Origin of the sequence: Chryseotalea sp. WA131a (genome assembly GCA_025370075.1) — a bacterium.
Lineage (GTDB): Bacteria > Bacteroidota > Bacteroidia > Cytophagales > Cyclobacteriaceae > ELB16-189.
The window spans coordinates 32288-56323 of the sequence record CP073016.1 but is presented as its reverse complement, the minus strand read 5'-3'; the positions used below and the strand labels follow the sequence as shown (position 1 = coordinate 56323).

Here is a 24036-nt window from a genome sequence, read left to right as displayed (position 1 = left end):
GTAAGTATGAACTTTTTAACATCTTGCTGAAGATCAAAGTTTAGGTAGATCAAACTGAAAGCTCCCCCAAAAACAGTAGCGATTATAAATAGAGTTTAATCGTTAAAATTGGGAAGAAATGAAAACAACAAAATTCAATGAGAGCCAAATCGTGGGCATCCTCAAACAGCAAGAACAAGGAAAGAAAGTGGCCGACATCTGCCGGGAGAATGGCATCAGCCAACCTACATTTTATTACTGGAAGAGTAAGTATTCCGGTATGGAGGTGCACCAGCTCAAGCGGGTAAAGGAGTTGGAAGGTGAGTTGGCCCAGTACAAGAAAATTGTAGCCGGGCAGACCTTGCAGATTACCGTTTTAAAGGACATTGTCGAAAAAAAGCTTTATGGCCTGCCGAAAAACGGGAGCTGATTGACTACTCTACAGAAGAGCATTCCATCAGCATTCGTCAGGTCTGCCAACTGCTGGGCACTCACCCCTCAGTTCACCGTTACAAACCCAAGCCAAAAAATGATGGGCCAATCCGTGAACAACTTCAAATGATGGCAGAGCTCCATTGCCGCTGGGGCTTCTGGATGATGTGCCACCGGCTGCGGCTATTAAATTTTGGGGACAACCATAAACGCGTCTACCGCATCTACACCGATATGAAACTGAACCTGCGCAGGAAACACAAAAAGCGCTTACCCGCCCGAATTAAACAACCTTTGCTCCAGCCCCTGCACCATAACCTGACCTGGTCGATGGATTTTATTCACGATGGCCTTTTGTATGGAAAACCATTCCGGGCTTTCAACGTCATCGATGATTTTAACCGTGAAGCACTCAACATCACCATCGATACCAGCCTGACCGGCAAGCGCGTGGTTCGTGAACTTGACCGCATAGTGGAATGGCGCGGGAAACCCGAGCGGCTCCGTGTCGATAACGGCCCGGAGTTTATCGCCCAGGCGCTGAAAGATTGGTGCGGTGACAGCATCGAACTTGTTTTCATCGAGAAGGGCAAGCCGCAACAAAACGGGCACATCGAGCGGTTCAATCGAACGTACCGCGAAGAAGTACTGGATGCTTATGCCTTTGAAAATCTTAACCAGGCACGGCTCCTCACGCAAGCTTGGATGTGGGTCTACAACAATGAAAGGCCGCACAGCGCCCTAGGCTACAGAACACCTTCGCAGTTCCTGTTGAAATATGGAAAACTCCACCACCCGTTGAGCGGGGTGGAGTTTCCCACATTCCAACAGGATGCCAAGTTCACCTGGAAATCTTTAATTTTGGATGCTACTAAGTAAGGGGAGCTTTCACCCCCATGTATATAATGCACTTCCGTGATATGAAATCAAGTCATCCGTCTCTAACTCTCTCAAAGGTTTTGAGCTTAGTTTTTTAACATCATTCTCGTCAATACAACCACAGTCACAATGGTGAATTCCCACAGTGGTATATTTACTGAAGGTCAGGTAAAGGTTGTCTATGGTTGTCTGCAAGTCGCTCATTTAAACCCAGATTTTGCAGTAGAATGAAATAGTGACAAGGTGTCTTATATTTGAATATGGAACACCACTATACCGATAAATTAGTAACAGCGTGGGGCGGGATGAAAGAGATGAAAATATTGATTGACCAAACTGGGATCAGCAAGAAGTTGGCCGAGCTTGGTTTGCCTGAGAGCAAGAGTAACAACCGGATAGATGCCGTGGGTATAATAGAGAGTTTTTGGGTGGGCATCTGGATTGGTTGCTTTCGTTTTAGTCACACAGCGGTGGTGCGGGTTGATGAAGTGTTGCGCCAGATATTTGGATGGAAGCGGGTTGCTTCGGGGACCACCTTCGGGCGTTTCTTTAAAAAGTTTACGCCCTCAATGAACCACCAAATTTTCATTGAACTGTACACGTGGTTTTTTGAGCAGATCCAATTCGACAATTACACGTTGGATATGGACAGCAGTGTGATCACCCGTTACGGGGAACAGGAAGGCAGCAAAAAAGGGTACAACCCCAAGAAGCCTGGCCGTGGCAGCCATCATCCCTTGTTTGCTTTTGTCAATGACATACGCATGGTGGCCAATTGCTGGAACCGCAGCGGCAATACAGGGAGCAACAGCAACTGCATCCATTTTTTAGAAGAGACCTTTGCCATCCTCAAAAACAAAACAGTAGGGTTGTTCAGGGCCGATAGTGGGTTTTGTACCGGTACAGTCTTGGATTTCATTGAGCAGAGAAATATCCCCTACGTCATTGCCTGTAAGCTGTATGCCAATTTACAAGCCAGCATTTATGGTATCACCCAATGGAATGCGATAGGCGAAGGCTTATGGGTATCGGAAATAAACTACCAGCAAGGCGGCTGGGGCAAAGCCCGTAGGATTGTGGTCATCAAACAAAGTGAAGAAATCAGGGCCAGGGCAACGGGTAAGAAGCTCAAGACATTATTCAGCAGCGTGGGCATAGCGGACGAAAAAGTGTACCGCAAAAGGTACCATGCCTTTGTCACTAACCAAGCCCTGCCGGCAACAGAAATATGGGAACAATATAAGCGCAGGGGTGATGCCGAAAACAGGATCAAGGAGTTGAAAGAAGATTTCGGTACAGAAGGCTTTTGCATGGATAGTTTTTGTGCTACTGAAACAGCTATGCGCTTTGTGATGGTAGCCTATAATTTGATGAGCCTGTTCCGCCAAATAACCCATCAAAAACAGCCACAGCCCAAGCTTTCCACATTAAGGTTCAACTGCTTTGCAGTTGGAAGTTGGGTGGAGCAGGAAGCCCAAAAATGGGTACTGAAAATGTCCGTCCCACTCAAAAGAAGGCAATGGTATGATGGATTATTCTCAAATGTCCAAAAAATAAACCTGCCACTAAGTCTGACTGGATAGTTCTACTGCAAAATCTGGGTTAAATGGCAGGTAACGGTTGAGTATTTGTGTTAGTTGCGGGATTTAAAGCCACGCCCTGTCCTCGGCACAAACTGCTTTGCGAAGGTAATTACCTTCCACTACTACTTCACCCCGCAATTACACAAACACTGTGTTAGCGCCATGTGCCCAATTCCGTTAAAGTCACCCGTTAATTTTTGAGATGTTGTCAAGCTGTCGTAAAGCGGTTTTTATTTTATCACCAAATGTTTGTTTGAAACATAGTCGCGGGCGGGGCAACCTGATCCAATTTTTCGGGTTGCTGTCGGCAATGTGTCCAGTATTGGTGCGAAGGGGGCGGCACTCTTGGCAAAGTTTGGGTTTGTGTGAAGGCATGTGCAGGATTTGCTATGTGTGCCGCTTGGGCCGGCCCCGTTGTCGGGTAGGTCTATTATCATTTTTGTGTTTTTCACATTGTCCCACTTGGAAACCTTTGTAATGTCGCGGGAATCCTAGTCTTGGGTGCAACCTGCCTGTCGGCAAGGCAGGGAATACTAGTCGCAAGTGCAATAATTCTTTTTGTGGGCGTGTCATTTCTTTTTACGTATGCCAGCTTTCTTTTTCAGGTTGCTCCATTTCTCTTCACGGTTGCGTCATTACTATAACTGGGTAGGACAATACTAAATTGACCAGTCAGTTCCTTAAATCAGGTTTCTTGTTCTCTAGTCAAAGTTGCCATAGTTGCCCCTTATGAACTTTCAGTTCAAGTCAGCCAAAGTTATAGAACATTGTCCATCAATGAATTCTATAAAATACTGACAATAAGGTTTGATGGCTCAGTAAAACTACGCCTTGATATTTTTGCAAATGATAGTATTCAAACTTGTAATCGAGGCGAGCGCTCCATTTATCAGAGAGGTTACGGCTGTAAGCGATACGCACATCGATATTCGAAAAATCAGCAATGCTCAGCCAATTTGTTTCGCTATCCCATTTTGTATGTCCATTTGTCACTGCATTCGCGAGCACTGATGACCATGCTTGAATACTGATGGTATTTTCTTTTAGTGATATTTCACACAGAACAGACGGGCTAAGTGATGCAATAAACTCACCAGTCTTGTCAATGCTAAAACTATTGCCCCACGAGGTCGCCCGATAGAAACCGCTATAATTCAATACAGCCCCTGCAAAAAAACTGATTTTCTCATTTACCGAAGCAATCCTTCTATGATAGGCATATTGCAAATACGCAGACTCCATCTGTGTTAACACCAGCCTGGTTGCTGACTCTAGATTTGATTTTGTATAAAAAAACTGCGCATGATGCCTGTTTTTTTCTGAATTCAAACGGAAAAAGCATAAGATTGGCCAGCCTACACCTGTGTGCGTGAACGTGGAAACAGAATTGTTCCTCACCGCATAGTATGCCGGGCCGAAACTAAGACCAATTTGCCTTTCTTTTGTTTGCCCAAAAGACCAAACGGGTAACATTACGAAACTAAATAACACTATATTTTTTTTTAGAAGCATGTTAAGAAACTGGGTGGATAATCAATAAGATTCTTTTGGCAATGGGACGGAGCCTATAAACGTGTCATGAATGGTATCGTTTCTTATAACAAAAACGGTTGGGTATATTTTTGAAAGCATATTCATACTATCAGCCCTGCATGACTTTAGTAAGAAATTTATACTGAAATTACGAGTGAAGGATTTCAATTCTTGTGGATTCGAATGGCTAGGGTATATACCTACAATATCATCTACTAAGTCATCTTCTTTATATTTTTTGACGTTAGGTACTGCCTTTTGGCAGTGCGAACAGGTTGGCAAAAACATGAAAACCAAATATCTTTTGCTTGAGGGAAGTTTTATCAATTTTGGTAAGAGGGTTGAATAAACTGAACTCTCATTAAATCTTTGGCTTTGCTTAAAACTTGCAGTTAAATCTAAGAATGCTACCAATAAGGAAACTAGACCAAAAACAATCGCAGTTGACAGGCGGACTTTACCCCATTTTGAAGATGGTTGATCAGGGTAATGCACCCAAACATTCCAAGCAAGCCATATAATCACAGCGTTTCGGATAAAAGTTAAAAAGGGTGGAATTTTCAGAATGCTGCCAAAACAACCACAGTCATTAACGTCTAAAAATAGATATCCGAATGCAAAAATGATGGTGAATAAAAAAGTAAGGGCAAGTGATATAAAAGCTAATTTTTTTGGATTTACCAAAAACACCAACCCAAAGCCCAAGAGTATTTCTAACGAAGATAGAAAAGGAGCGATGAAATATAAATATTTTGATCCATACGTCTTAAGGATCTCTCCAAAGCTATTTATATCCATGGCTTTGGTTATCCCTGATGATAAAAACATCAGACCGATGAAAACGGTGATTCCGTTAAGAAGGATTCGATTTTTCATGGATTAAGCATTGCTTGTTGTTTCAGACAAATAGAACAAGTCATGTATCTCACTTATCCATTCCTTCTTTGGGTAAAGACTGGAAATCTCAAGGAGTTTATTCTTCAAGTCTTGTTTTGTTGGCTGATTAAGCACATAGCTCATCATCAATTTGTCTTTGATATTGAATTTATTAGTCGGGCACGCACGCATATCTTCGTGCCATGATTTTGGGCAACAGCCCCCGCATACTGGCAGCATCTCACACGTATGGCACGGAAATTTATCTGTAAGAATGGTATCATTCCAATCATTGAGCACACTCCGTTTGAATTTTGTTGTCGGTGAAGCATTGTTGATGTTGCCCAATACAAATTCTGACCCTTTGTAGACAGGCACATACGATACCTCACTGCAATCAAAAACATTTCCATACGAATCATACATTTCAGAATGTTTTGAAACCGTAAAGCATACTTTCTTAACCCTGTTCGGTATCAATGATGAAACCCTGAAATTGTTCTTTATTTTTTGTGCTAACCAAACCAGTTCACGTTGTGCAAATTCTTCTTTGGTCAAGGATTTTTTGTGGGCATCATTGCCCCATGAATAGATCCCGATGGGGTAAAAGTTGGCTATCTTTTGGTGTAGGTTATTCTCTTTCAAAAGTTCCATCAACGGTGTTACCCCCTCAAAATTATTTTGATCCACATTGCACCGAATGGTTATTTGACATCCTAGTTTTTCAAAATCAGGTTTTGTTAAAATATTTTTTAAGTTCTGAAAAATAAGGGCAAATGATTTTCCACTTTCTTTTGTATGGCGGTGTTGGTCGTGATAGGTTTCTGTTCCGTCTAGGGTTACTTCAATTGAATTTACGGCAAGTTCCCCTACAAGTTCATCGAAAATAGCCTCTTTTAGACTTAGTCCGTTTGTAACAACTTTGGCACCGTATCCCAAACTGAAGTCATGGGCTATTTGCTTAAAAACAGTGGTTAGTTCTCTAATTTGTCGTAGCCCCATGAGAGGCTCTGCGCCAAACCACCCAATATACAAGTGGGTAAACTTTCCCGAAGCAGCTTTGCTTCGTATCCTCTCCTCAATCTTGTTAATTAAAGATACATCCATTTGATCTTTCGTATGTTGCTGCCCGCAATAATAACAACCCAATTGGCAATTGGCCGATGGCTGCATCACCTCATATAGTGTGGAACTTTCTTCCTCTATACTACGCTTATTTTCATTTACAATTGTCAATAATTCATCTTCTTCGCTTGGCACAATTGCTTTTATTTCTTTTAATTTCTCCAAGGTCTTTTCAGGCACTTCTTCTATGCGTCCGCTTTGCAAGTAATCGAGGCATCCCTGCGTGATAATTATATTTCTGCTAGTCCGTGTGGACAGTAGGATCCTACGTCCTTTGCTATCGATAGGTTCTGTGACCACGATATAATGAGAAAGTTTTAAGCTCATAAAAGATTTATTCAATTTTCTGTGGCGTTTTTCTTTGAATTGATGACTTTCTTTTAACCGAGAGGGCTATTTTGCTTGACCAACTGAACAACATAAAATAGAACATGAAGGGCACTGTAAAACTATAGACAAAAGCCTTTAAGGTATTGCCACTAACCTTCTCCCAATCCCCCACGGTTAAATAAATAAACTCATAGACGTTTATAGGAAAATAGATAATTGAGTGAGAGTTGAACAATAAAGTAGCACCTATGAAAGCAAACACAAATGCCCAGCTAGCAGAAGCATAAGCAGCCATGAAATAATCCAACGTATTCTTTAATGGTGAACTTGTATTGCCTAATAGCCATTGCAAGGCTGCCTTTAGCTTTTTATCTGAATTTCCCTTAAGGTTGGGGATGTTGATCGAATCTGATAGTGCCCAATATCCGTCAAATCTGAGGAAGGGATTCAAATTGGTAACAGTCCCCAGCAATCTTACAAAGACAAGTTGAATCAAAAAATCTTCTCTTGTGAACAAGAATATTAGCGAAATAACAGTGTATAAAATCAATTCCATATAGATACCCGCCAAGTCGATGATAATTCTTTGCTTACGGGATAGCCTCCATGAATCACTCACATCTGCATAGAAAACAGGGAAAATCAGATAAAAACCAAAACCCAAGTCTCCGTGTTTGGCCCCAAATCTTTTGCATGCTGATGCATGCCCCATCTCATGGAGAAAAACACTGAGTAAAAGAAAAACATAAAACACCAGTAAATTTTCAACTTTGATAGCTCGATCAAAAATGGCTTGCCCTTCAAGAAAAAAGAATAAAACCGCAAGCAGACAAATCAGCATGGCAGAAAAAAGAAAGTAGAAAACAGAAGGCTTAAACAAAATTGACAATGCTCGGGCTATCCATTCAATATTCCTTGCTTTTAGAATGATGAACTTCAACCAAATGTACCCGTCTGCTTTTTTTGGTTCAATTTTTCTAGTGGTCACTACAATGCCACAATTCGCTAAATCGCCTGTGTAAAGTTTATGGTAAACGGTTGCCACATCTAATTTTTTTTGCAGCTTGTCGGATAGGGCTTGGGCAATTTCTTCAATGCTCCGATGGCCGTCCACCAAGCTAAGCATTTGCATGGTACTGTGGCTTATTTTTAGGCGATAGTCAAGTTGCGTATGTTTGACCAAATAACTGTCGGCATCGAACACGGACACTTCAATATTGTTGGATAATCTTGGTATGGTGAAATCCTGTACTTGCATCAATCCCATTATTTTATTTGGTCAATTCAAAAATTGCCCGTTCAATAATGCTATCTTTTCCATTTAAAGAATCAGATTTAGTGGTTTGAGCAAAAATATCAGGCTTAATGCCGTTAGTAATGGGTTCTTTCTGTGCATCACAGAGCAATAGGCTTGAAATACGGTAAGACCAGCCCATCGGCAATTCTCTAAAAACAGGACTGGTGCCACTGCCACCGCCTGAAAAATCTCCCAAATGAATTACATTTGGGAATGACTTCATTGCCAGTATAAAGTTCTCGGTGGCACTAAAGGAGTAACGGTTCGTTAAAATAGCCACCCTGCCTTTGAACTGAGTTTTACCGGCTGGCGCAATGTCCTGAGCTACAAATTCGCTCATTGCGGAGCGTTGGGCACTCACCCTGTGCCTATAATAGGAATTAGTATGTTTTTTGTCCGCAAACCTGCTGGCTACTAAATCACTATTGAGACTGCTGCCACCGGTATTGCTCCTCACATCTATTATGATTGCTTTTGCTGTCCCAAACTCCTGAAGAATCTGATCGATCAGTTCAAAATCACTTATTTGATGGGGATTTGAAAATGTTGCTATATAAATATAGCCCACTTCTTGGTTTATCAATTGATAGCCGAGCACCCTATTGGTTTTTACATTCGAGAGGTAATTTTTCGATACCCAACTGAATCCATAAAAATTTTTTGGGTACAGTGGGTTGTACCTGATGGCCGTAGCGGTGGTAAGCTTGTTTTGAATATAGATATCCGTGTGTTGATCTTTTAAGCTGTTGACCAACGGGCTCAATATTTTCTTTAAGTCTTCATCACTTGTGGCAGTTTCTGCCTGCGGCCTGTATAGGCGATAGAGGGAATCCCAATTAACGTGTTTATTAGCGAACTCGGGCCATGTAGTATTGACTCCTTTCCAAAATTCTTCGAAAATACTAAGATGTGTATTGACGGGGTCTGGCCCAATAATCAAATCGGTGCATGAACTGGATATTATCAGTAAAAAAATAAAAAATGTCTTTTTCATATTTGCCCTATTCTTAGATTTAAAAAGCTAGTGGCTTTGGAAAAATGTAACCTGACCAAGAAATGATAATTGTATCAGGTTACAAGTTTTCAGCACCCTTGTTATGGAATGGCACATGCAGCGTCACCACATATACCGTTTACGATAGGGCATACAGCATCGCAGCCATTGCAACATCCATTAGTGCTACATCCAATTCCCCAGAAGCACATTTCGAGCCGTGACTCTAGCTCTTCTACCTCAAAGATCTCGGCCATCTCCTGCTCGGATGGAACAGGATGGTTTTTTTTTGCTACTTCATTTACCATAATCACAAAGTTAATCAATTTGCGCTTACTCTTTTAATAGGCTTTTCAGCGTTCGCCTTATATTGAAGGGTAACATCAATATCATTTTTGAAGATTTTATGAAAACATGCTAACATGTTCACGACAGTGGAAGTAGTAAATACCCTATTATGATCATCTGCCACGCAGTTGATACCAAATGATGATAATTTCCACCTATCAACTTTTAATGGGTCTTCCACATCTGGAGCTGGGATACGCAAAATTCTATTAGTAAGCCAACTCCCATCAGTAACTTGATTCTGCACTATCCAAGCAATACCTTTCTTAATACAGTTTTCATATTTCTTTGAATCAAACAACAACAAAGATTTTAAAGCAAGAGCTGTGTAAAATGGGCTAGGTACATTCAACATCTCATTCTTCCAGTAACCTTCCTCTTGTTGTTGGTTTTTTAGCCATTCAACTGACCTAACAATTTGTTCTCTGAAATTTGGATGTTTGGATAAAGCCATTATACTAAAAGAAGTAGCATATACTGGGCTTGACCACCAGTATGAAGATAATGCAATGTTAGATTTTAAATGCTTCGCTAAAAAAGAGCAACTCGCAATGTATTCATCTTTCAAACCATCGAATTGAGATAACACATACGCTGCGGAAGCGGAGATACATAGTTTATTTGTTAACCATCCACCTACAGGCATGTTTTCTGCTTCAAAACCCAATAAATTTTTAAGAAATTGCTCATTTCTATACGTTACCCATCCACCATCTTTATTCATAAAAGCAAGCCACTTCTCCTTCTCATTAAAAGAGATTTCTTTTTTCATCCTGTTCATAAATCCCAACTTGAAAGTGGTTGAGTCACCATCGCTTATAATGTTCTCATTGTAAGAACTATTCCTTTGCACACACAGGTTATTCAATACTTTGGTCAAAAGACTATTATTTGGATTGATTTCGGATAATTGAAATCCCACGTATGCTGTAACCCATGATTTTCCAAATCCTGCGTTGGTAAGAAAGTCCGACCATTCAAAATTTTTCTCAAGATTTTTCTCAAGATATCTTATTCCTGCAATTAGGCTTTCGTTTATTGACTGAAAGGGTTTTAATTCTTTCTGCTTCGTGAATTTTACTTTTGCTTTTTGAATTACTAAATCAATTCTGATTAGATAATCTTGATACCCCTCTCTTTTCTTTAGCAACAGATTAGTCAAGTCCTCTAATCTCAGAGACTGCGAAATTTTTATACTCTGGTTAAAATGATTTATTGCTTTTTCAATACTATATCGGGCAACACCCGACACAAACAAATATCTATGGAGTATATTAGAATCTGTAATAATCAATTCACTTCGTTCAACGTAATCGCGAACCATGCTCTGTGCATAAGTCCATTGCCCCTCTTGGATGTCTTTTCTAAAATCCTCAATATCATCTGCATATTGTAAGCCAATATGAAACTCTCGGATACACTCCATCAATAAGGAATTGTACGAATCATTATTGGCTAAACTACTAATCGCATAAACGGTAGCATTGCATATGGAAGATTTACCAGCGGCCAATAATTGAAATTCATCTTCATTGATAGACTTCTTTGTGGCAGAAATTTCAATTTCTTTAATGATAGAAGCGAAGTACTCCTTTTTCAAAAGAGCAAAACTGTTCCAAAAGTGGTGGTGCTCATCAAACAAGTTTGATAGACCTCTGATAGATTTTTCATAGAACTCAAACGCCATCATTAACTTATGGAAAGTATTATCCGTCACCTTGGCTTTCCCTTTTGACTCATCTATGAAATTGTCAAAAAGGAGAAGGAACCTAAAATACAAGTAACCATTTAAAGTAATTCGTTCAGATTTTTCATCCGTTATGTTCGGAAAAAGTGGCCGTAAATAGTTGACGATGTTTATGTAAAATTGATGACCATCAATTACCTTCAAGTCAATTGCTTCCTCCTTAAGCGATGGTTGAATCGGTGAAGTCTTAACAAAATCAATAAAAGATTTCATCTTGTCAGCAGAGGATAAATTAAAAATATCATAAGCAAGTACAGATTTTAATAGACAGGAGTAAATAGTAGATATCTACTATTTTTTGAGTTTTACTGCTCCTTTGACAAAAATCAATCTGTCCTTAAAACTCAAAGCGTATTGCAAAAGGGAGTTTTTGCCGCGAAGCGCAAGTTTTTGCCGAATATTAAACTCATGATTGTTGATTGTGCTTGGACTGGTGTACAAGAGTTCTGCAATTTCTTTTACTGTTTTAAATTGAGATACATACCAAAAAACTTTAAGTTCAGTTGCGGTTAGTTGAGATAAAGCTGGGACTTCTTCAACGTTATTCTTTAGCGCATACTCATTCAATTTTTCTTGAATGATTTTTTGACATATGGAAGTAGTATAACATCCGCCATTGCTAACTGCTTTGATGGCCATGAATAGTTCATTTTGATTTTCCTCTTTAGCAATGATGCTTTGAACACCAAGCCGATACATCTCAATGATGTTTGCCTCATTGTCATTTAGGGAAAGTACTATTATTTTAAGGTCTGGATATAACTCATGCACTTTTTTTGTTGCCTCAAATCCATCCATTGCATTCATTTGAATGTCCATTAGTATTATGTCGGGAGTTACTGTTTTCAATTGTTCCAATAACTGTTTACCGTTTTCTGCTTCCAATACAACTTCTAAATTTTGATCAGTCTCAAGGAGCTTAATGATTGATTTTCGGAACATCTTGTGATCGCCAACGACTGCCAATTTTATCTTACTCATATGTGTCAATAGAAACTTTATAAAGTGGGGGAAGCATGTGTGTGGGGGTAGCGTGAGACATGGCATTGCGCGGTTGCAGCTACTGCCACACTCTTGCTTGGTGCGGCTGGGAGAATGCTCATGGTTGCCGTGCGGTGGGCAACATCATTTGTCGTGGTGGTTATAAGCATAAAGTTTTGTTTAGTCAAATGTTATCGGGTAGTCCAAGGGCATTGCCCCTAACTTCCAAATATGTGCATTCAGTTGCACTTATCTAGTTAAAATGTTGAGGGTTGCCGAAGTCGGGCCAGTTATGCCTTCGTACTTTCCCGCTTGATAAATTTAATAAAAAAGTACGAACGGACGATAACGATGTCTCCGCCCGATTTCGGCAACCCTGTGTTGGGCGCGGTTGCAATTTCAGGGTCGCCTTTTTAAGGACAAGTCATTGCGCATAAAACAAAATTATGCGCACGTTATTTGGACTGGCAACGTTTATTTCCATTCCTTTTAAATTTCCTCTCCCCATTGCAGGCATTAGCCGTAATTAAACGTTTGTAATCGTTTAACATCTGGATACTCTCAAATCAAACCTTTAACTTCGTCCCCAAGTCTTTGAAAGCGGGGTCACCCGTTTGAAAGTGCGAACTTTCACGGTCTCACCGCAAAGACTTGAGAAGAAATCCTAACGTCCTTTCTTCTTTGCCTGCTGCAGGGAGTCCATTAAAAAATGGAAAACAAAACGTTGAAAAAGGCGAATCCTGAAATTAGAACGAGCAATGTCGCCCAAATAATGGATATGTGCAATAAGCGCAAAAACCCTTTTCCCCTATTCGCTGTTTAAAAGGAGTATGAAAATATACAATCTAACCCGCACTCAAGTACTGCCCATTTCGCTGGCGGAAGCCTGGGAGTTTTTCTCCACGCCCAGAAACTTAGACAAAATAACGCCCGAGCACATGGGCTTTAAGATATTATACATTTCCGGAGGTGAAAAGGCATACGCTGGGCAAATCATCCGATACCACGTAAATGTATTGCCCGGCATCAAAGTGCATTGGGTAACGGAAATATCGCAGGTAAAGGAGCCGCTTCATTTTATTGACGAGCAGCGTTTTGGGCCTTACGCCCTGTGGCACCACCAGCATCACTTTAAAGAAGTGCCGGGCGGGGTAGAGATGATCGATGAAGTGAATTACGCCATTCCTTTGGGGATATTGGGCCGAGTGTCACATTGGCTATTTGTGGGCAAAGAGGTAAAACGTATTTTTGAGCATCGGTATAGGGTGTTGGAAGAATATTTTAAAGCTAAAAAATAACTCTCTGCGCACCTCTGTGGCCTCTGCGGTTTAAAATTTTACCCCAGAGTTCGCAGAGAAATTCACGCAGAGTTACGCAGAGCATGAATTGGTTTACTATTACCCTTTGTTCAATCATTACCATCGGCACTTTCCTTTTTATGGAAGCTGTGGCGTGGTTTACGCACAAGTATGTGATGCACGGGTTTTTATGGACGTGGCACAAATCGCACCATAGCGTGCACGACCATGCATTGGAGCGGAATGATTTGTTTGCGGTAGTGTTTAGTGTACCCTCGATTATTTTAATCGTTATTTCAACATCGGTATTTCCAAGCCCCTACTTGTTTGCCGTTGGCTTGGGTATTTTGTGTTACGGTGTTTTCTATTTGGTGTTCCACGACATCATTGTGCACCAGCGTATCAAATGGATTCCGCGCAAGCGCAGCTCGTACCTGCAGCGCATGATGCATGCACATTACATCCACCATGCCAAGCATACGAAAGAAAATTGTGAGGCCTTCGGTTTTTTGTATGCACCTAAAAAGTTTGAGCCCAAGAAATTTGTATTGAAGAAAGATAGGCAAGAGACACAGTAGCTTATATATTTTGAATATGATTGCTAATGATTCCTGAAAAATACTATTACTCGCTCATCGATTTTCTGACCATCGTGTTTCCGCTGGGGTTAAGTTTTTTACCCATCAACCCAGTCTACAAAAAATGGAAGTCGATAGTACCAGCCATTATAATTCCGGGTATCCTTTTTTTGTTTTGGGATAATTTATTTGCCTCTTTGGGTATTTGGGGATTCAATCCAAAATACATCGTTGGCGTATATTTCTTTCATCTACCATTAGAAGAGGTGCTTTGGTTTATTTGTATTCCGTATGCTTGTATCTTTTCCTACGAGGCTGTTAACTTTTACTTCAGAGAGGATATAGTGAATAAGAAGTCCGTTCTTTTTTCAGTCTTGATTATCTTCTTCCTGGTAGTCGTTGGCTCGTTAAATTATGGTAGACTATACACGTCTGTTACTTTCTTTGGGCTTTCGATTTTTCTCTTTTTTGTCCAATGGATTTGGAAACCAATTTTCTTAGGACGGTTCTATTTGGCGTTCGCTTTTCTTTTAATTCCTTTTTTTATTGTGAATGGTGTCTTGACAGGGACAGGAATTGAAGAGCCCGTCATCTGGTACAATAATTCAGAGAACTTGAACATTCGCTTGGGAACTATACCTGTAGAGGATGCTTTTTATGGTATGCTGCTAATCCTATTGAATATTTCACTTTTCGAGTTCTTTCAAAAAAGAAAAGCCAAGGCTATTGAGTAACCTTGGCTTTCAATCTCAGAAAAAAAATTTATACTGTTGCTGATACAGTTGGTTCAACGAGTGTTGGTGTTGAATATTTTATGATTCCTTTGGTAGCATGCTTGCTGATACGCCTAACAGGCTTCACTTTTTTAACTGTACGCTTAGCAGATTTTACTTTCGTTCCGGTACTTTTAACAGGCTTGGCTTTTTTGCCATTCGATTTCGCTGAGTTCTTTTTGGTTTTTTTCTTGGCCTTCTTTATTTCCTTAGCTACAGAGGCCGCGATTTTCTTAGCACTTTTGTTTAACAATTTCTCTGTTTTCTTCCCTGATTTACCAACACCTAGCTTCTCAATTGTTTGGTGAAGAGAACTAATCAATAAGCTTTTTACCTTTTGTTTATCCGTTACTTTTTGTTTTGACATAATTAGTTTGAATGATTGACGCGCAAATTACCATGTTATGTAATTATTACCAAAAAGTTATGAAAACTTAACATTGGACTACTTTTTCTTTTCAATCTGCTTGATTTCGGGGCTTTTGCGTATCAATTCAAATTGACTTTGCACCTCTTCCAATCGCTTTAAGGTGAGTTCGTATACTTCTCCTTGTTGATCGGTGGGCGGTGCATCGGCACTGAATACTTGACTTTCTTTCCCTAACGCAAGCAACCGCTCCAACACTTGACCACCACTTCTAAAAATATCCCATCGCGCTCCGGTTTGGTTGATGTCGAATAACGCGGCTTCCAATTGATAGATTTTTTCTTCCAGCGTAATGGATTTTCTGTCTCCTTTCTTCTCTAAAAGTTTAACACGCATCTTCTCCATCTCGTCAATCAATTGCAAAGCTGTTTTGGTTGCCGTGTACAACTTTACGCCCAAGGCATATTGCTTAACCATGTTATCGGAAGTTGATTTTGTGTTGGGGTCCTTCAACAACGAAAGCGTTTGTTTGAATTCTTGACCATGCGCTTTTAGTACGATGGTATAATTACCCACGGGCACCATCGGTGGAGTGAGTCCTGGACCGATATCTAAATCGGGGATAAACAAATTGCGCTCACCTTTCTCGTCTAATTCTACCCAATCTTTTCCACGCGGGCGGGTGCGCAACTTCGGCATGTTGTGTTCTTGCAGGCGCATGTTCCACCAAACGCGTTGAAGGCCGGGTTGATTTTTCGCTTGTAATTTATGAACCAGTTCTCCTTTGGCATTCAACACCTGCAGCTCAACGCTATCTTTCGATTTTTCTTTCAAGTAATACGAAATCGCTGCGCCATCAGGAGGATTTTGTCCGTTCACAAAACTGTTTTCGGTTTTAATGCCATTCACATCTTGAAAGCGATACGTATCACGCAGCGAAAACAAATGAGCGTTGCCTTGTTGAATCTGCTCATTGAATTCGCGAATGGGTGTGATGTCGTCCAAAATATAAATGCCACGGCCATACGTGCCAACCACCAAGTCTCTAAAGTTCTTTTGTATTTCAATTCCATAAATCGGCACAGGAGGCAAATTATTTTTCAAGTGAATCCAATGCTGACCATCATCGGGAGAAAAGTACAGCGACTTATCGGTGCCTAACCAAAGCAAGCCAGCCTTGGCGGGATCTTCTTTGATTTGATTGACAAAGTTTGAGTTGGACGGAGGCAACTCTATTTTCAATCGCGTCCACGATTTTCCAAAATCAGAAGTCCTGTACACATACGAGCCAAAGTCATTGACGTGGTGCGCATCCACCGAAAGGTAACACGTGCCGGAAGCAAAGTTAGAGGCATCGATGTTTCGGATGGTGCCCCACTTGGGCAAGCCCGGAATATTGGCTGAAACATTCGTCCATGTTTTACCGCCATCTTGTGTTACGTTCACTTGACCATCGTTGCTACCTGTCCACAGCACACCTTCCTTCACCGGAGATTCGGCCATCGAGTACAACGTACAACCATCCCACGTCATCAAATTATCGTTGGCAATTCCGCCCGAATTTTGTTGATGTGTTTTATCGTTGGTGGTTAAGTCAGGACTAATCACTTGCCAATTTTGTCCAACGCTATTGGTTTCATGCACAAACTGACTGCCCACCCACACGCGGCCTTTCACATGTTTGCTCAGCACCATTGGGAAATTCCAATGCCATCGATACTTGGCATCGGCCGGCTTCGAGCCGATTTGCGTTTGCGGCCACACACGCACATCGCGCGGGTGCATGGTCTTCAAATCAAACACATCCAAACCACCATCGTAGCAACCACTCCATACCATCGAGTTATCAAACGGATCGGGCTGCGCAAAACCACTCTCGCAACCGCCCACGCCATGCCATGCACCAAGCGGAATATTCCATCCTCCCAAGTAGCGGCTCGGCCCACGATAGCTCCATCCATCTTGTCGATTGGAATACACATAGTATGGAACCTGATTATCCACTGCCACGTGATACATTTGCGCAATCGGTAAATTGATATTGCTCCACGTTTTGCCTTCGTTGAACGTCATGTTAAGGCAGCCATCGTGCGCACACAAAATGCGCTTGCCATCTTTGGGGTCAAACCACATATCGTGATTGTCGCCACCCGGTGCCCACTGATTGAATTTTTTATCGAATGTTTTTCCACCATCGGTCGTTTTCATAATGCCCACCGAAATGGTGTACACCGTATTTTCATCGGCCGTGGAAACACGCAACCGTGTATAATATCCAGCACGCTGCCCCATGCCGTGGTGCTTGTGCATCAACTTCCAACTGTCGCCTCCATCTTCGGAGCGATAGAGCCGCGGCTCTTTGTCTTCGACCAACGCATAGACTACCTTCGGATTGCTGTAAGCTACATCAACTGAAGTCTTGCCAACGGGATGCGAGGGGCCACTCTCAATTCCATTGCGCAACGGCTCCCACGTTTTGCCTCCGTCTTTGGTCCGATAAATTCCACTGCCTGCGCCTCCGCTGTTTAACTTCCATGTTTTGATTTCCACTTCCCACATGGCGGCATACAACACATCCGGATTTTTTGGGTCGATGGCCAGATCAGCACAGCCCGTATTTTCGTTGACGAAAAATACACGCTCCCACGTTTTTCCACCATCGGTGGTTTTGTAAACGCCCCGCTCCTGCTGTGGGCCATGCGTGTGGCCAAGCGAAGCAACATACACGGTGTTAGTATCGGTAGGGTGCACTATCACACGACTGATGCGAAAGGTTTTTTCGAGGCCCAGATGTTTCCACTTTTTTCCTGCATCCGAAGATTTATAAACTCCATTACCCACGGCATGCGCGGGACGAATCAAAAAAGTTTCGCCTGTGCCCGCCCACACTTGCTTGTGATTGGAGGGCGCTATGGCCAATGCCCCAACGGACGAATCTTCCGTCTCATCAAAAATAGATTTCCAGGTGATGCCCATGTCTTCGGTTTTCCAAATGCCACCGCTGGCTGCACCCGCATACGACACCATCGGATTGCCCGGCTCGCCCACGGCCGCGATCATGCGGTTGCCATCCGGGCCGATGAAGCGAAACTTCAGATTTGAAAAAGTTTTGGGGTCAAAGGACTGGCTGAAAGCATTAGCGGCCAGTAATAAAAAAAGCAAAGAACAAAGTTGACGCATAGCAAAATCTGTTTAGGAATCGAAAAGGTAAGAAAATCAAGCGGAGAGAACCAAGGGTTTTATTTGGAGGGTGTGGAAGAAAAGAAATTGTAATTGTAACCGTTTTGGTAACATTTCGTTATCTTTGCAGTCGTGAGGGTTATCGCTGTAAAAACGCTTAAGAATTATATCAAAGAATACCCACAAGCAAAGCAATCGGTTCTCTCTTGGTATGAAGAAGCAGAAAAAGCAGTTTGGAATAGTCCAAACGAACTTAAAAGTCAATATCACAATGCATCCATATTATCTGAGAAGAGAGTTGTTTTCAATATTCATGGAAATTCCTTTCGATTAATTGTAGATATCGAATATCGATTAAAAATTGTTTTCATAGTATGGTTTGGTACCCATACGCAGTACGATAAAATTGACGCAAGAAAAAAAAGCTATGATAAAGCCTATTAAAAATAACGCTCAGTATGAATTTTCTTTGAGCAGGATTTATACTTTGATGCAAAAAGACTTGAAAGTGAATTCACCCGAATCGGACGAATTAGAAATTTTATCGATCCTAGTAAAGGAATACGAAAATGTTCATTTTCCAATGCCTAAACCAAAGCCCTTAGAGGCAATCAAATTCAGGTTGGAGCAAAAAGGAATGACAGAAAGTGAGTTGTCCGAAATATTAGGGCATCGCTCGAGGAAATCTGAAATTCTTTCAGGCAAAAGAAAACTAAGCTTGGCAATGATTCGCAAGCTTAATGAGATACTAAATATTCCAGCCGAAGTTTTGATTCAGGCTTATTGACATATTTCAAAACTAAACCACTATCGACTGGAAGTCGATAGGTTGTAAAAAGAATAAAATTCTTAACCAAACGATACCTACTCCCAAAGAGATAGAAATTACTCGCCAAAAAAACTACAAAGCACTAACTTCACAACTATATTTTTAGAAACTGAAAGTCTTGCACTAAAAGTGCATAGTTTTAACTAACGACTGAGACCAATAAAATTGTAGCCATCCGAAGGAATTGCAATTCGAAAAGCCCGTCAAAATCTTAAAAGTTATCCCCACGTTCTGATCCCAATGAGTCCCCAGGTAGCCAAGTAGGCCATCAGGCAACAGGCCGAGGCCATGCACAGAAATAAAAATATTTTATCCAGTGTGGATGGTATCCGCTTGCGGTCGCGCACAAAAAAATAAAGAGCGCTAATGGTAAAGATGGCAATCCACCACGAGGTGACATACACGGCATAAGACCCCAAGCCTGGATTACCCAGCGAAAACCCTTGGGAGTTAACCACAACCACCGCAAGCATGCTAACGAAACTGATGCAATAGCCCCAGAAACTTAATCGTGCGCTAAGTGCTGAAAGTATTCTTTTTTTCCGCTTGAGATAGAAATAGCGGATCAACCAAATCAATCCTGCCAACAAACCTAACAGCGTAAAAAACAACGCGATCCCTCCAATAACAATAGGCAACCAAGCACCGAGTGCCGATGTCTTGCGCGTGTTTCCAAAACTAGTAATCAATACTTGTTCTTTCTCATCATTGGTGGTAATAGTAAGTTTGGCAGTGTAGCCCTCTTTGTTTAATTCGAAAAACTGTCCGTTGCCAGCATATTGCAGCTCGCTTGCATCGCCACCCAAAAGAGATTGTGAATACAGCTTTCCCTCTTTTTCAAAAACGTTCGTCACGCTCAAAGGCCACTCGATAAAATAGGTCATTTGTGCGCGCGGGTAAGTGGATCGGTAGTAGCCACTAAATTTCTCCATCTCTTCTTTTGATAGCGAGAGGGGTGCCGGAAGTGCGCTGGGTACATCTTTCAAGATGGCTTGCATGACTGCATCATTAAGCTTCGTAAACCCACCACCATCGTAATTGACTGGTCTCAAAACGGTAGCTCAAGCTATGCACTTTAGTGCAAGGCTTTAGCTTCTACAAATCTAGTAAATTTGAGGATGGATAATTTGAGAAAGGGCAGCCATAGTGTTCATCAGTTGCACGTTCATTTGGTTTGGAGCACGAAGTATCGTTATTCGGTTTTAAAAGGAGATGTTCAGCTACGGTGCAGGGATTTAGTGATCAGAATTTCATTCTTGAATAGTTTGAATGAACTTTAAGTTTAAGGTTTTCAATGCTGTTCACAGCACGCTCAAATGACTTTCAGTCAATGCATTTAAACCTATGGATTTCCAATCCATAGTTCGTTAAGTAATACGATGTAACCAATATTCAATTTTGAATTGTAAACATAATGTGCGAGGCCACCATTCACTCCCCCATCGTGGCCGTGAAAAAGATGGCCTTTGTAAGAAGTGGTGTAGTTGTGAAGGCCGTAACCTTCGTTGCTTCCCGCCTGTGCTGCCAAATTTGAGAGTGGAATTTCCATTCGGTCTACCGAGGCAGAATCTAATAGTTTAGTGCCGCGATAACTGCCGCGGTGCATCAACATTTGCACAAAAGGCATGAGCTCCAAGGCAGGGGCGTTCAAACTGCCTGCGGGTCTGCGCAAAATATTCCAGTATGGTTCTTCCTTCGGATTTTCCTCTCCTGAATAATTAGTGACCAAATGTTGATTGGCGCTGCCATCTTTTCGAAACGTGATAGACGTTAAACCGAGTGGTTCAAAGATTTTACTTTTTACCAATGCTTCGTATTCCTGATTGGTCTTCTTCTCGATGATGCGCGCCACCACGGGCGGCCCTGAATTGCAATACGCAAAGAAAGCACCCGGACGCCAGCGCGATTTTCTGCTTTCGGGGTAGAGGTTGAGGCCATGTTGAAGCGTAATCGTGTCACTGTTAAAGGCATATTCCTTTAATGCCCAATCGTCCCAACCGGTGGTATGCTCTAATAAATTTACCAACCGTATGGGGTGAGTCTGCTCCCACTGATTTTCAAAATAAATTTCAGGTGCGAGGTCTTTCAGTTTGTCGTCTAAATGCAATTCGCCTTTTTCAATTAATTGCAGTGCCGTAACGGCCACAAAACTTTTGGTGATAGATCCCAAGCGGAACATGGTTTGGTCTATGACGGGGTCTTTGGTGGCCAGGTTTTTAAAACCAATGTTTTGTTTGTATAAAATGCTATCGCTGGTAAAGACCAATACTTGAGCACCCGGTATGCGGTGCTTTTTTGCAATCGAGTCGATTTTTGCCTTCAGCGAATCGACATTAAAAGAAGGCACTTGTGCCCAACTGATATGAGCCAAGCAAATGAGTATGGCGGTTTTGAAAATGGAATGGCGCATGGGGTATGATGATTTTGTGGATGGAACAATTATGGAGTTTAGCCTACACGAATATAGGGAGGATTTTGTTTTGTGCGAGGACGTTGTTCAACAGTTGTGTTGATATTATTATCTTTATCGTTTCAAAAAAAAAGAAACCATGAAACGCGTCAAACAAATTTTTCTCTTGATTCTGGTAGTTGGGGTTGGGTATGCCGTCTATTTTTTATCCCAGGCCTTCCCTATCATTGCGGGATACGGTGCTAAAAATTTATGCTCGTGCGTATTTGTGGCGGGGCGAGATGCCAACCAAGTAATCGAACAAGAATTGGGTGGTTCGTTGGTAAACTTGGGAAGCTACTCCGTCAACTTTCAAGATTCATCTGCTACTGGAAAAGTATTTGGCATGAGTACGCGTAAAGCCATTTACCGAAAAGGACTTGGATGCACACTGGTTTCTGAAGTCAGAGAAGAGGAATTGCGAAACCAAAAAATAAAAATATCAGACCAGCAGAAACTAAATCAAGATACAATCGAATGGCCGCAAGGCAACAAAGCCGACTCGCTGCTCAACGGTTCGGCTAAACTGAATGCGGTTGTGAACGAAGCCTTCAATGAAACGGATCCAGCAAACCCCGTCAATACGCGGGCGGTGATTGTCCTGCACCATGGTAAATTAATTGCGGAAAAATATGCGAACGATTTTACTGCACAAACCAAACTGATCGGCTGGAGCATGACCAAAACCATCACCAATGCATTGGTAGGCGTACTCGTGAAACAAGGAAAACTAAAAGTAGATGAAACTGCACCCGTGGCCGAATGGAAGCAAGACGATCGAAGCAAAATCACTCTGAATAATTTACTGCAAGCCAGTAGTGGCTTGGCGTGGGAAGAAGTCTATGCTGGCCCCAGCACCGCCACCAACATGCTCTTCCGAAAAAAAGATGCAGGTGCGTTTGCGGCTCAATCAAAATTAGAACACGAGCCAAATACAAAATGGTATTACAGCAGCGGCACCACCAATATTATTTCGCGCATCGTTCGGCAGGCCGTTGGTGATGATGATTACTACGCATTTCCACACCGCGAAATATTTGGAAAAATTGGTGTGCAAAGCATGGTGATCGAGCCGGATGCGTCTGGCACCTTTGTAGGATCATCTTTTAGCTATGCCACCGCCCGCGATTGGGCGCGGTTTGGTCAATTGTATTTGAACGATGGCCTGTGGAATGGCGAACGAATTTTCCCCGAAGGGTGGGTAAAATATTCTACCACACCTGCACCTGCTGCGCCAGTTGGCGAGTACGGTGCACAGATTTGGCTGAATGCAGGCAACAAGAGTAATTCCAACAACAAACGCTTTGCGGATGTGCCCAATGACATGTATTTGATGGATGGGTTTGAAGGGCAATGTGTAGTGACGGTGCCTTCCAAAAATGTAGTGATTGTTCGCTTAGGCCTCAGTCAAAAAAGAGAGTTCGACACCAATAAATTTGTGAGTGAGGTTTTGGGGGCGTTGAGTGAATAACTTGAACTTTCTCTTCTCGCTATTTTGAGAAGAAGGAGAAGGAGGTTGAAAATATGTGAGGTGCGTACAAGCCATTGCTAGACGCTAAAAATAATTAAAAGTTTGCGGAAACAAGGTACCGAGTTAGCTCACACTTTTTTAACTTTCACATTTTTTCGTGTCGATGATGTCCGCGTGGTCGTTGCTTTTCTGGATGAAACCTTTTTAGTTCGTTTTGCTTTAGCCTCACTAATGAATTTACTCAATAATTCTTGCTCCTTTTTTGTCAAAGGTCTACTGTTAATTACAAAGTCCACTCCTTCTGGTTCTCTTATTAGTCCCATAATTTTATTCTTTAAAGTATTTGTCAACTAAAATTTGTGCAGGGTCTGTTGTGATAACCATCAAATGTCCGCCAAAATGGTATGCGCCTAGTGATTTAATATAGTGGTCAATAAGTTTTGTCTTCGAAACAAACGAAACAAAGCCTTGAAGTCCATGGTTGAACGATGTCTTGCATGCAAATGCGACCAAATTACCTGGAACTCCTTCGTAAATTTTATTTCGACCAATATTGAAAGGCGCACTTTCAACTAAGTGCATAAATACATTGTCTGCCCGAATGGTAAAGCTGATAAGTCCCTGAATAACAGTTGGATTACTTACAATAGTCAGTTTGTAAACGTCCCTATCACTTTGTTTTAGCTCTTGTGCCCAGTTAAATGACCATCCAATCTTCTTGGTCACCGTCTTTAAATCTGCCTTTGTCAGTCTAGTTATCTCGGTCTCGAAACTGTCACCTGTGAAAGTATTTACGATTGAATTCGTCAGCTTATCAATCTCAAAACCTAAATGTATTACCTGCCGCTTTTTCACTTCTAAATCTACTCATTTTTCCCGTAGCGCAGAAATTTTCTTGAGCGGCATTATACACAACTCCCTTATAGAACTTGACCACAGTTGCAGACATCGGGCTGGGTTACCTGCCTTCGCTGAAGCTTGAGCCCC

The 24036-nt window shown here is 41.7% G+C and carries 20 protein-coding genes and 2 pseudogenes; 10 read left to right on the top strand and 12 right to left on the bottom strand.

All coding sequences use genetic code 11. The features are described 5' to 3' along the window. Window positions 1-118 precede the first annotated feature (118 nt). Together KA713_00240 and KA713_00235 are read left to right on the top strand one after the other, a co-directional pair. Window positions 119-1188: pseudogene (locus tag KA713_00240) on the top strand (IS3 family transposase). A 362-nt stretch (window positions 1189-1550) separates the two neighbouring features. After that, on the top strand, window positions 1551-2873 hold the full coding sequence (locus KA713_00235) for an IS1380 family transposase (GenBank protein UXE67068.1): 1323 nt from the start codon (window positions 1551-1553) through the stop codon (window positions 2871-2873). A 774-nt stretch (window positions 2874-3647) separates the two neighbouring features. Here the strand turns inward: KA713_00235 and KA713_00230 are convergent. The 5 genes from KA713_00230 to KA713_00210 all read right to left on the bottom strand — a co-directional run bounded on the left by KA713_00230 (window position 3648) and on the right by KA713_00210 (window position 9028). After that, entirely contained in the window at window positions 3648-4115 is a 468-nt protein-coding gene (locus tag KA713_00230) for a hypothetical protein (GenBank protein ID UXE67067.1), read from the bottom strand. Between the two features lie 291 nt (window positions 4116-4406). Then, entirely contained in the window at window positions 4407-5282 is an 876-nt protein-coding gene (locus tag KA713_00225) for a hypothetical protein (protein UXE67066.1), read from the bottom strand. Between the two features lie 3 nt (window positions 5283-5285). Beyond that, window positions 5286-6734 (bottom strand): SPASM domain-containing protein, encoded by a 1449-nt coding sequence (locus tag KA713_00220; protein ID UXE67065.1) that lies wholly within the window; start codon window positions 6732-6734, stop codon window positions 5286-5288. A gap of 7 nt (window positions 6735-6741) precedes the next feature. Further along, window positions 6742-8004 (bottom strand): hypothetical protein, encoded by a 1263-nt coding sequence (locus tag KA713_00215; GenBank protein UXE67064.1) that lies wholly within the window; start codon window positions 8002-8004, stop codon window positions 6742-6744. 4 nt (window positions 8005-8008) lie between these two features. Next, window positions 8009-9028 carry a S41 family peptidase gene (locus KA713_00210; GenBank protein ID UXE67063.1) on the bottom strand — a complete coding sequence of 340 codons (1020 nt, stop codon included), beginning with the start codon at window positions 9026-9028 and terminating at the stop codon, window positions 8009-8011. Window positions 9029-9090: 62 nt separating this feature from the next. Between KA713_00210 and KA713_00205 the strand changes: the two genes are divergently transcribed. Then, window positions 9091-9252 (top strand): hypothetical protein, encoded by a 162-nt coding sequence (locus tag KA713_00205; protein UXE67062.1) that lies wholly within the window; start codon window positions 9091-9093, stop codon window positions 9250-9252. A 98-nt stretch (window positions 9253-9350) separates the two neighbouring features. On the opposite strand, the gene KA713_00200 is transcribed toward KA713_00205, so the two are convergent. Both KA713_00200 and KA713_00195 read right to left on the bottom strand, forming a co-directional pair. Beyond that, window positions 9351-11336: a hypothetical protein gene (locus KA713_00200; protein ID UXE67061.1), complete on the bottom strand. Its 1986-nt coding sequence runs from the start codon at window positions 11334-11336 to the stop codon at window positions 9351-9353. A 78-nt stretch (window positions 11337-11414) separates the two neighbouring features. Then, window positions 11415-12104 (bottom strand): response regulator transcription factor, encoded by a 690-nt coding sequence (locus KA713_00195; GenBank protein UXE67060.1) that lies wholly within the window; start codon window positions 12102-12104, stop codon window positions 11415-11417. An 830-nt stretch (window positions 12105-12934) separates the two neighbouring features. On the opposite strand from KA713_00195, the gene KA713_00190 reads away from it, so the two are divergent. The 3 genes from KA713_00190 (at window position 12935) to KA713_00180 (ending at window position 14714) form a co-directional block, all read left to right on the top strand. Next, the gene (locus KA713_00190) at window positions 12935-13402 is read left to right on the top strand and encodes an SRPBCC family protein (GenBank protein UXE67059.1); all 468 of its coding nucleotides are present in this window, start codon (window positions 12935-12937) and stop codon (window positions 13400-13402) included. Window positions 13403-13542: 140 nt separating this feature from the next. After that, complete coding sequence (locus KA713_00185; GenBank protein UXE68982.1) at window positions 13543-13980, top strand: sterol desaturase family protein; 438 nt, start codon at window positions 13543-13545, stop codon at window positions 13978-13980. 26 nt (window positions 13981-14006) lie between these two features. Next, window positions 14007-14714 carry a lycopene cyclase domain-containing protein gene (locus KA713_00180; protein ID UXE67058.1) on the top strand — a complete coding sequence of 236 codons (708 nt, stop codon included), beginning with the start codon at window positions 14007-14009 and terminating at the stop codon, window positions 14712-14714. Window positions 14715-14742: 28 nt separating this feature from the next. On the opposite strand, the gene KA713_00175 is transcribed toward KA713_00180, so the two are convergent. Further along, window positions 14743-15120 (bottom strand): hypothetical protein, encoded by a 378-nt coding sequence (locus KA713_00175; GenBank protein UXE67057.1) that lies wholly within the window; start codon window positions 15118-15120, stop codon window positions 14743-14745. 78 nt (window positions 15121-15198) lie between these two features. Then, window positions 15199-18300 carry a glycosyl hydrolase gene (locus KA713_00170; GenBank protein ID UXE67056.1) on the bottom strand — a complete coding sequence of 1034 codons (3102 nt, stop codon included), beginning with the start codon at window positions 18298-18300 and terminating at the stop codon, window positions 15199-15201. 132 nt (window positions 18301-18432) lie between these two features. Here KA713_00170 and KA713_00165 point away from each other — a divergent pair, with 132 nt between their 5' ends. Both KA713_00165 and KA713_00160 read left to right on the top strand, forming a co-directional pair. Continuing rightward, window positions 18433-18744 carry a type II toxin-antitoxin system HigB family toxin gene (locus KA713_00165; GenBank protein ID UXE67055.1) on the top strand — a complete coding sequence of 104 codons (312 nt, stop codon included), beginning with the start codon at window positions 18433-18435 and terminating at the stop codon, window positions 18742-18744. Then, complete coding sequence (locus KA713_00160) at window positions 18728-19087, top strand: helix-turn-helix domain-containing protein (GenBank protein UXE67054.1); 360 nt, start codon at window positions 18728-18730, stop codon at window positions 19085-19087. The genes KA713_00165 and KA713_00160 overlap by 17 nt, the downstream gene beginning before the upstream one ends. Window positions 19088-19347: 260 nt before the next feature. Here the strand turns inward: KA713_00160 and KA713_00155 are convergent, their stop codons facing one another. Next, entirely contained in the window at window positions 19348-20181 is an 834-nt protein-coding gene (locus KA713_00155; GenBank protein ID UXE67053.1) for a hypothetical protein, read from the bottom strand. A 66-nt stretch (window positions 20182-20247) separates the two neighbouring features. Here KA713_00155 and KA713_00150 point away from each other — a divergent pair. Continuing rightward, window positions 20248-20370 (top strand): annotated as a pseudogene (locus KA713_00150) (transposase). A gap of 101 nt (window positions 20371-20471) precedes the next feature. On the opposite strand, the gene KA713_00145 reads toward KA713_00150, so the two are convergent. Next, window positions 20472-21539 (bottom strand): serine hydrolase, encoded by a 1068-nt coding sequence (locus KA713_00145; protein ID UXE67052.1) that lies wholly within the window; start codon window positions 21537-21539, stop codon window positions 20472-20474. A gap of 139 nt (window positions 21540-21678) precedes the next feature. On the opposite strand from KA713_00145, the gene KA713_00140 reads away from it, so the two are divergent. Further along, a complete protein-coding gene (locus KA713_00140) occupies window positions 21679-23049 on the top strand; it encodes a serine hydrolase (protein ID UXE67051.1) in 1371 nt (456 codons plus the stop codon). 327 nt (window positions 23050-23376) lie between these two features. On the opposite strand, the gene KA713_00135 is transcribed toward KA713_00140, so the two are convergent. Next, complete coding sequence (locus KA713_00135; GenBank protein UXE67050.1) at window positions 23377-23904, bottom strand: hypothetical protein; 528 nt, start codon at window positions 23902-23904, stop codon at window positions 23377-23379. Window positions 23905-24036 lie beyond the last annotated feature (132 nt).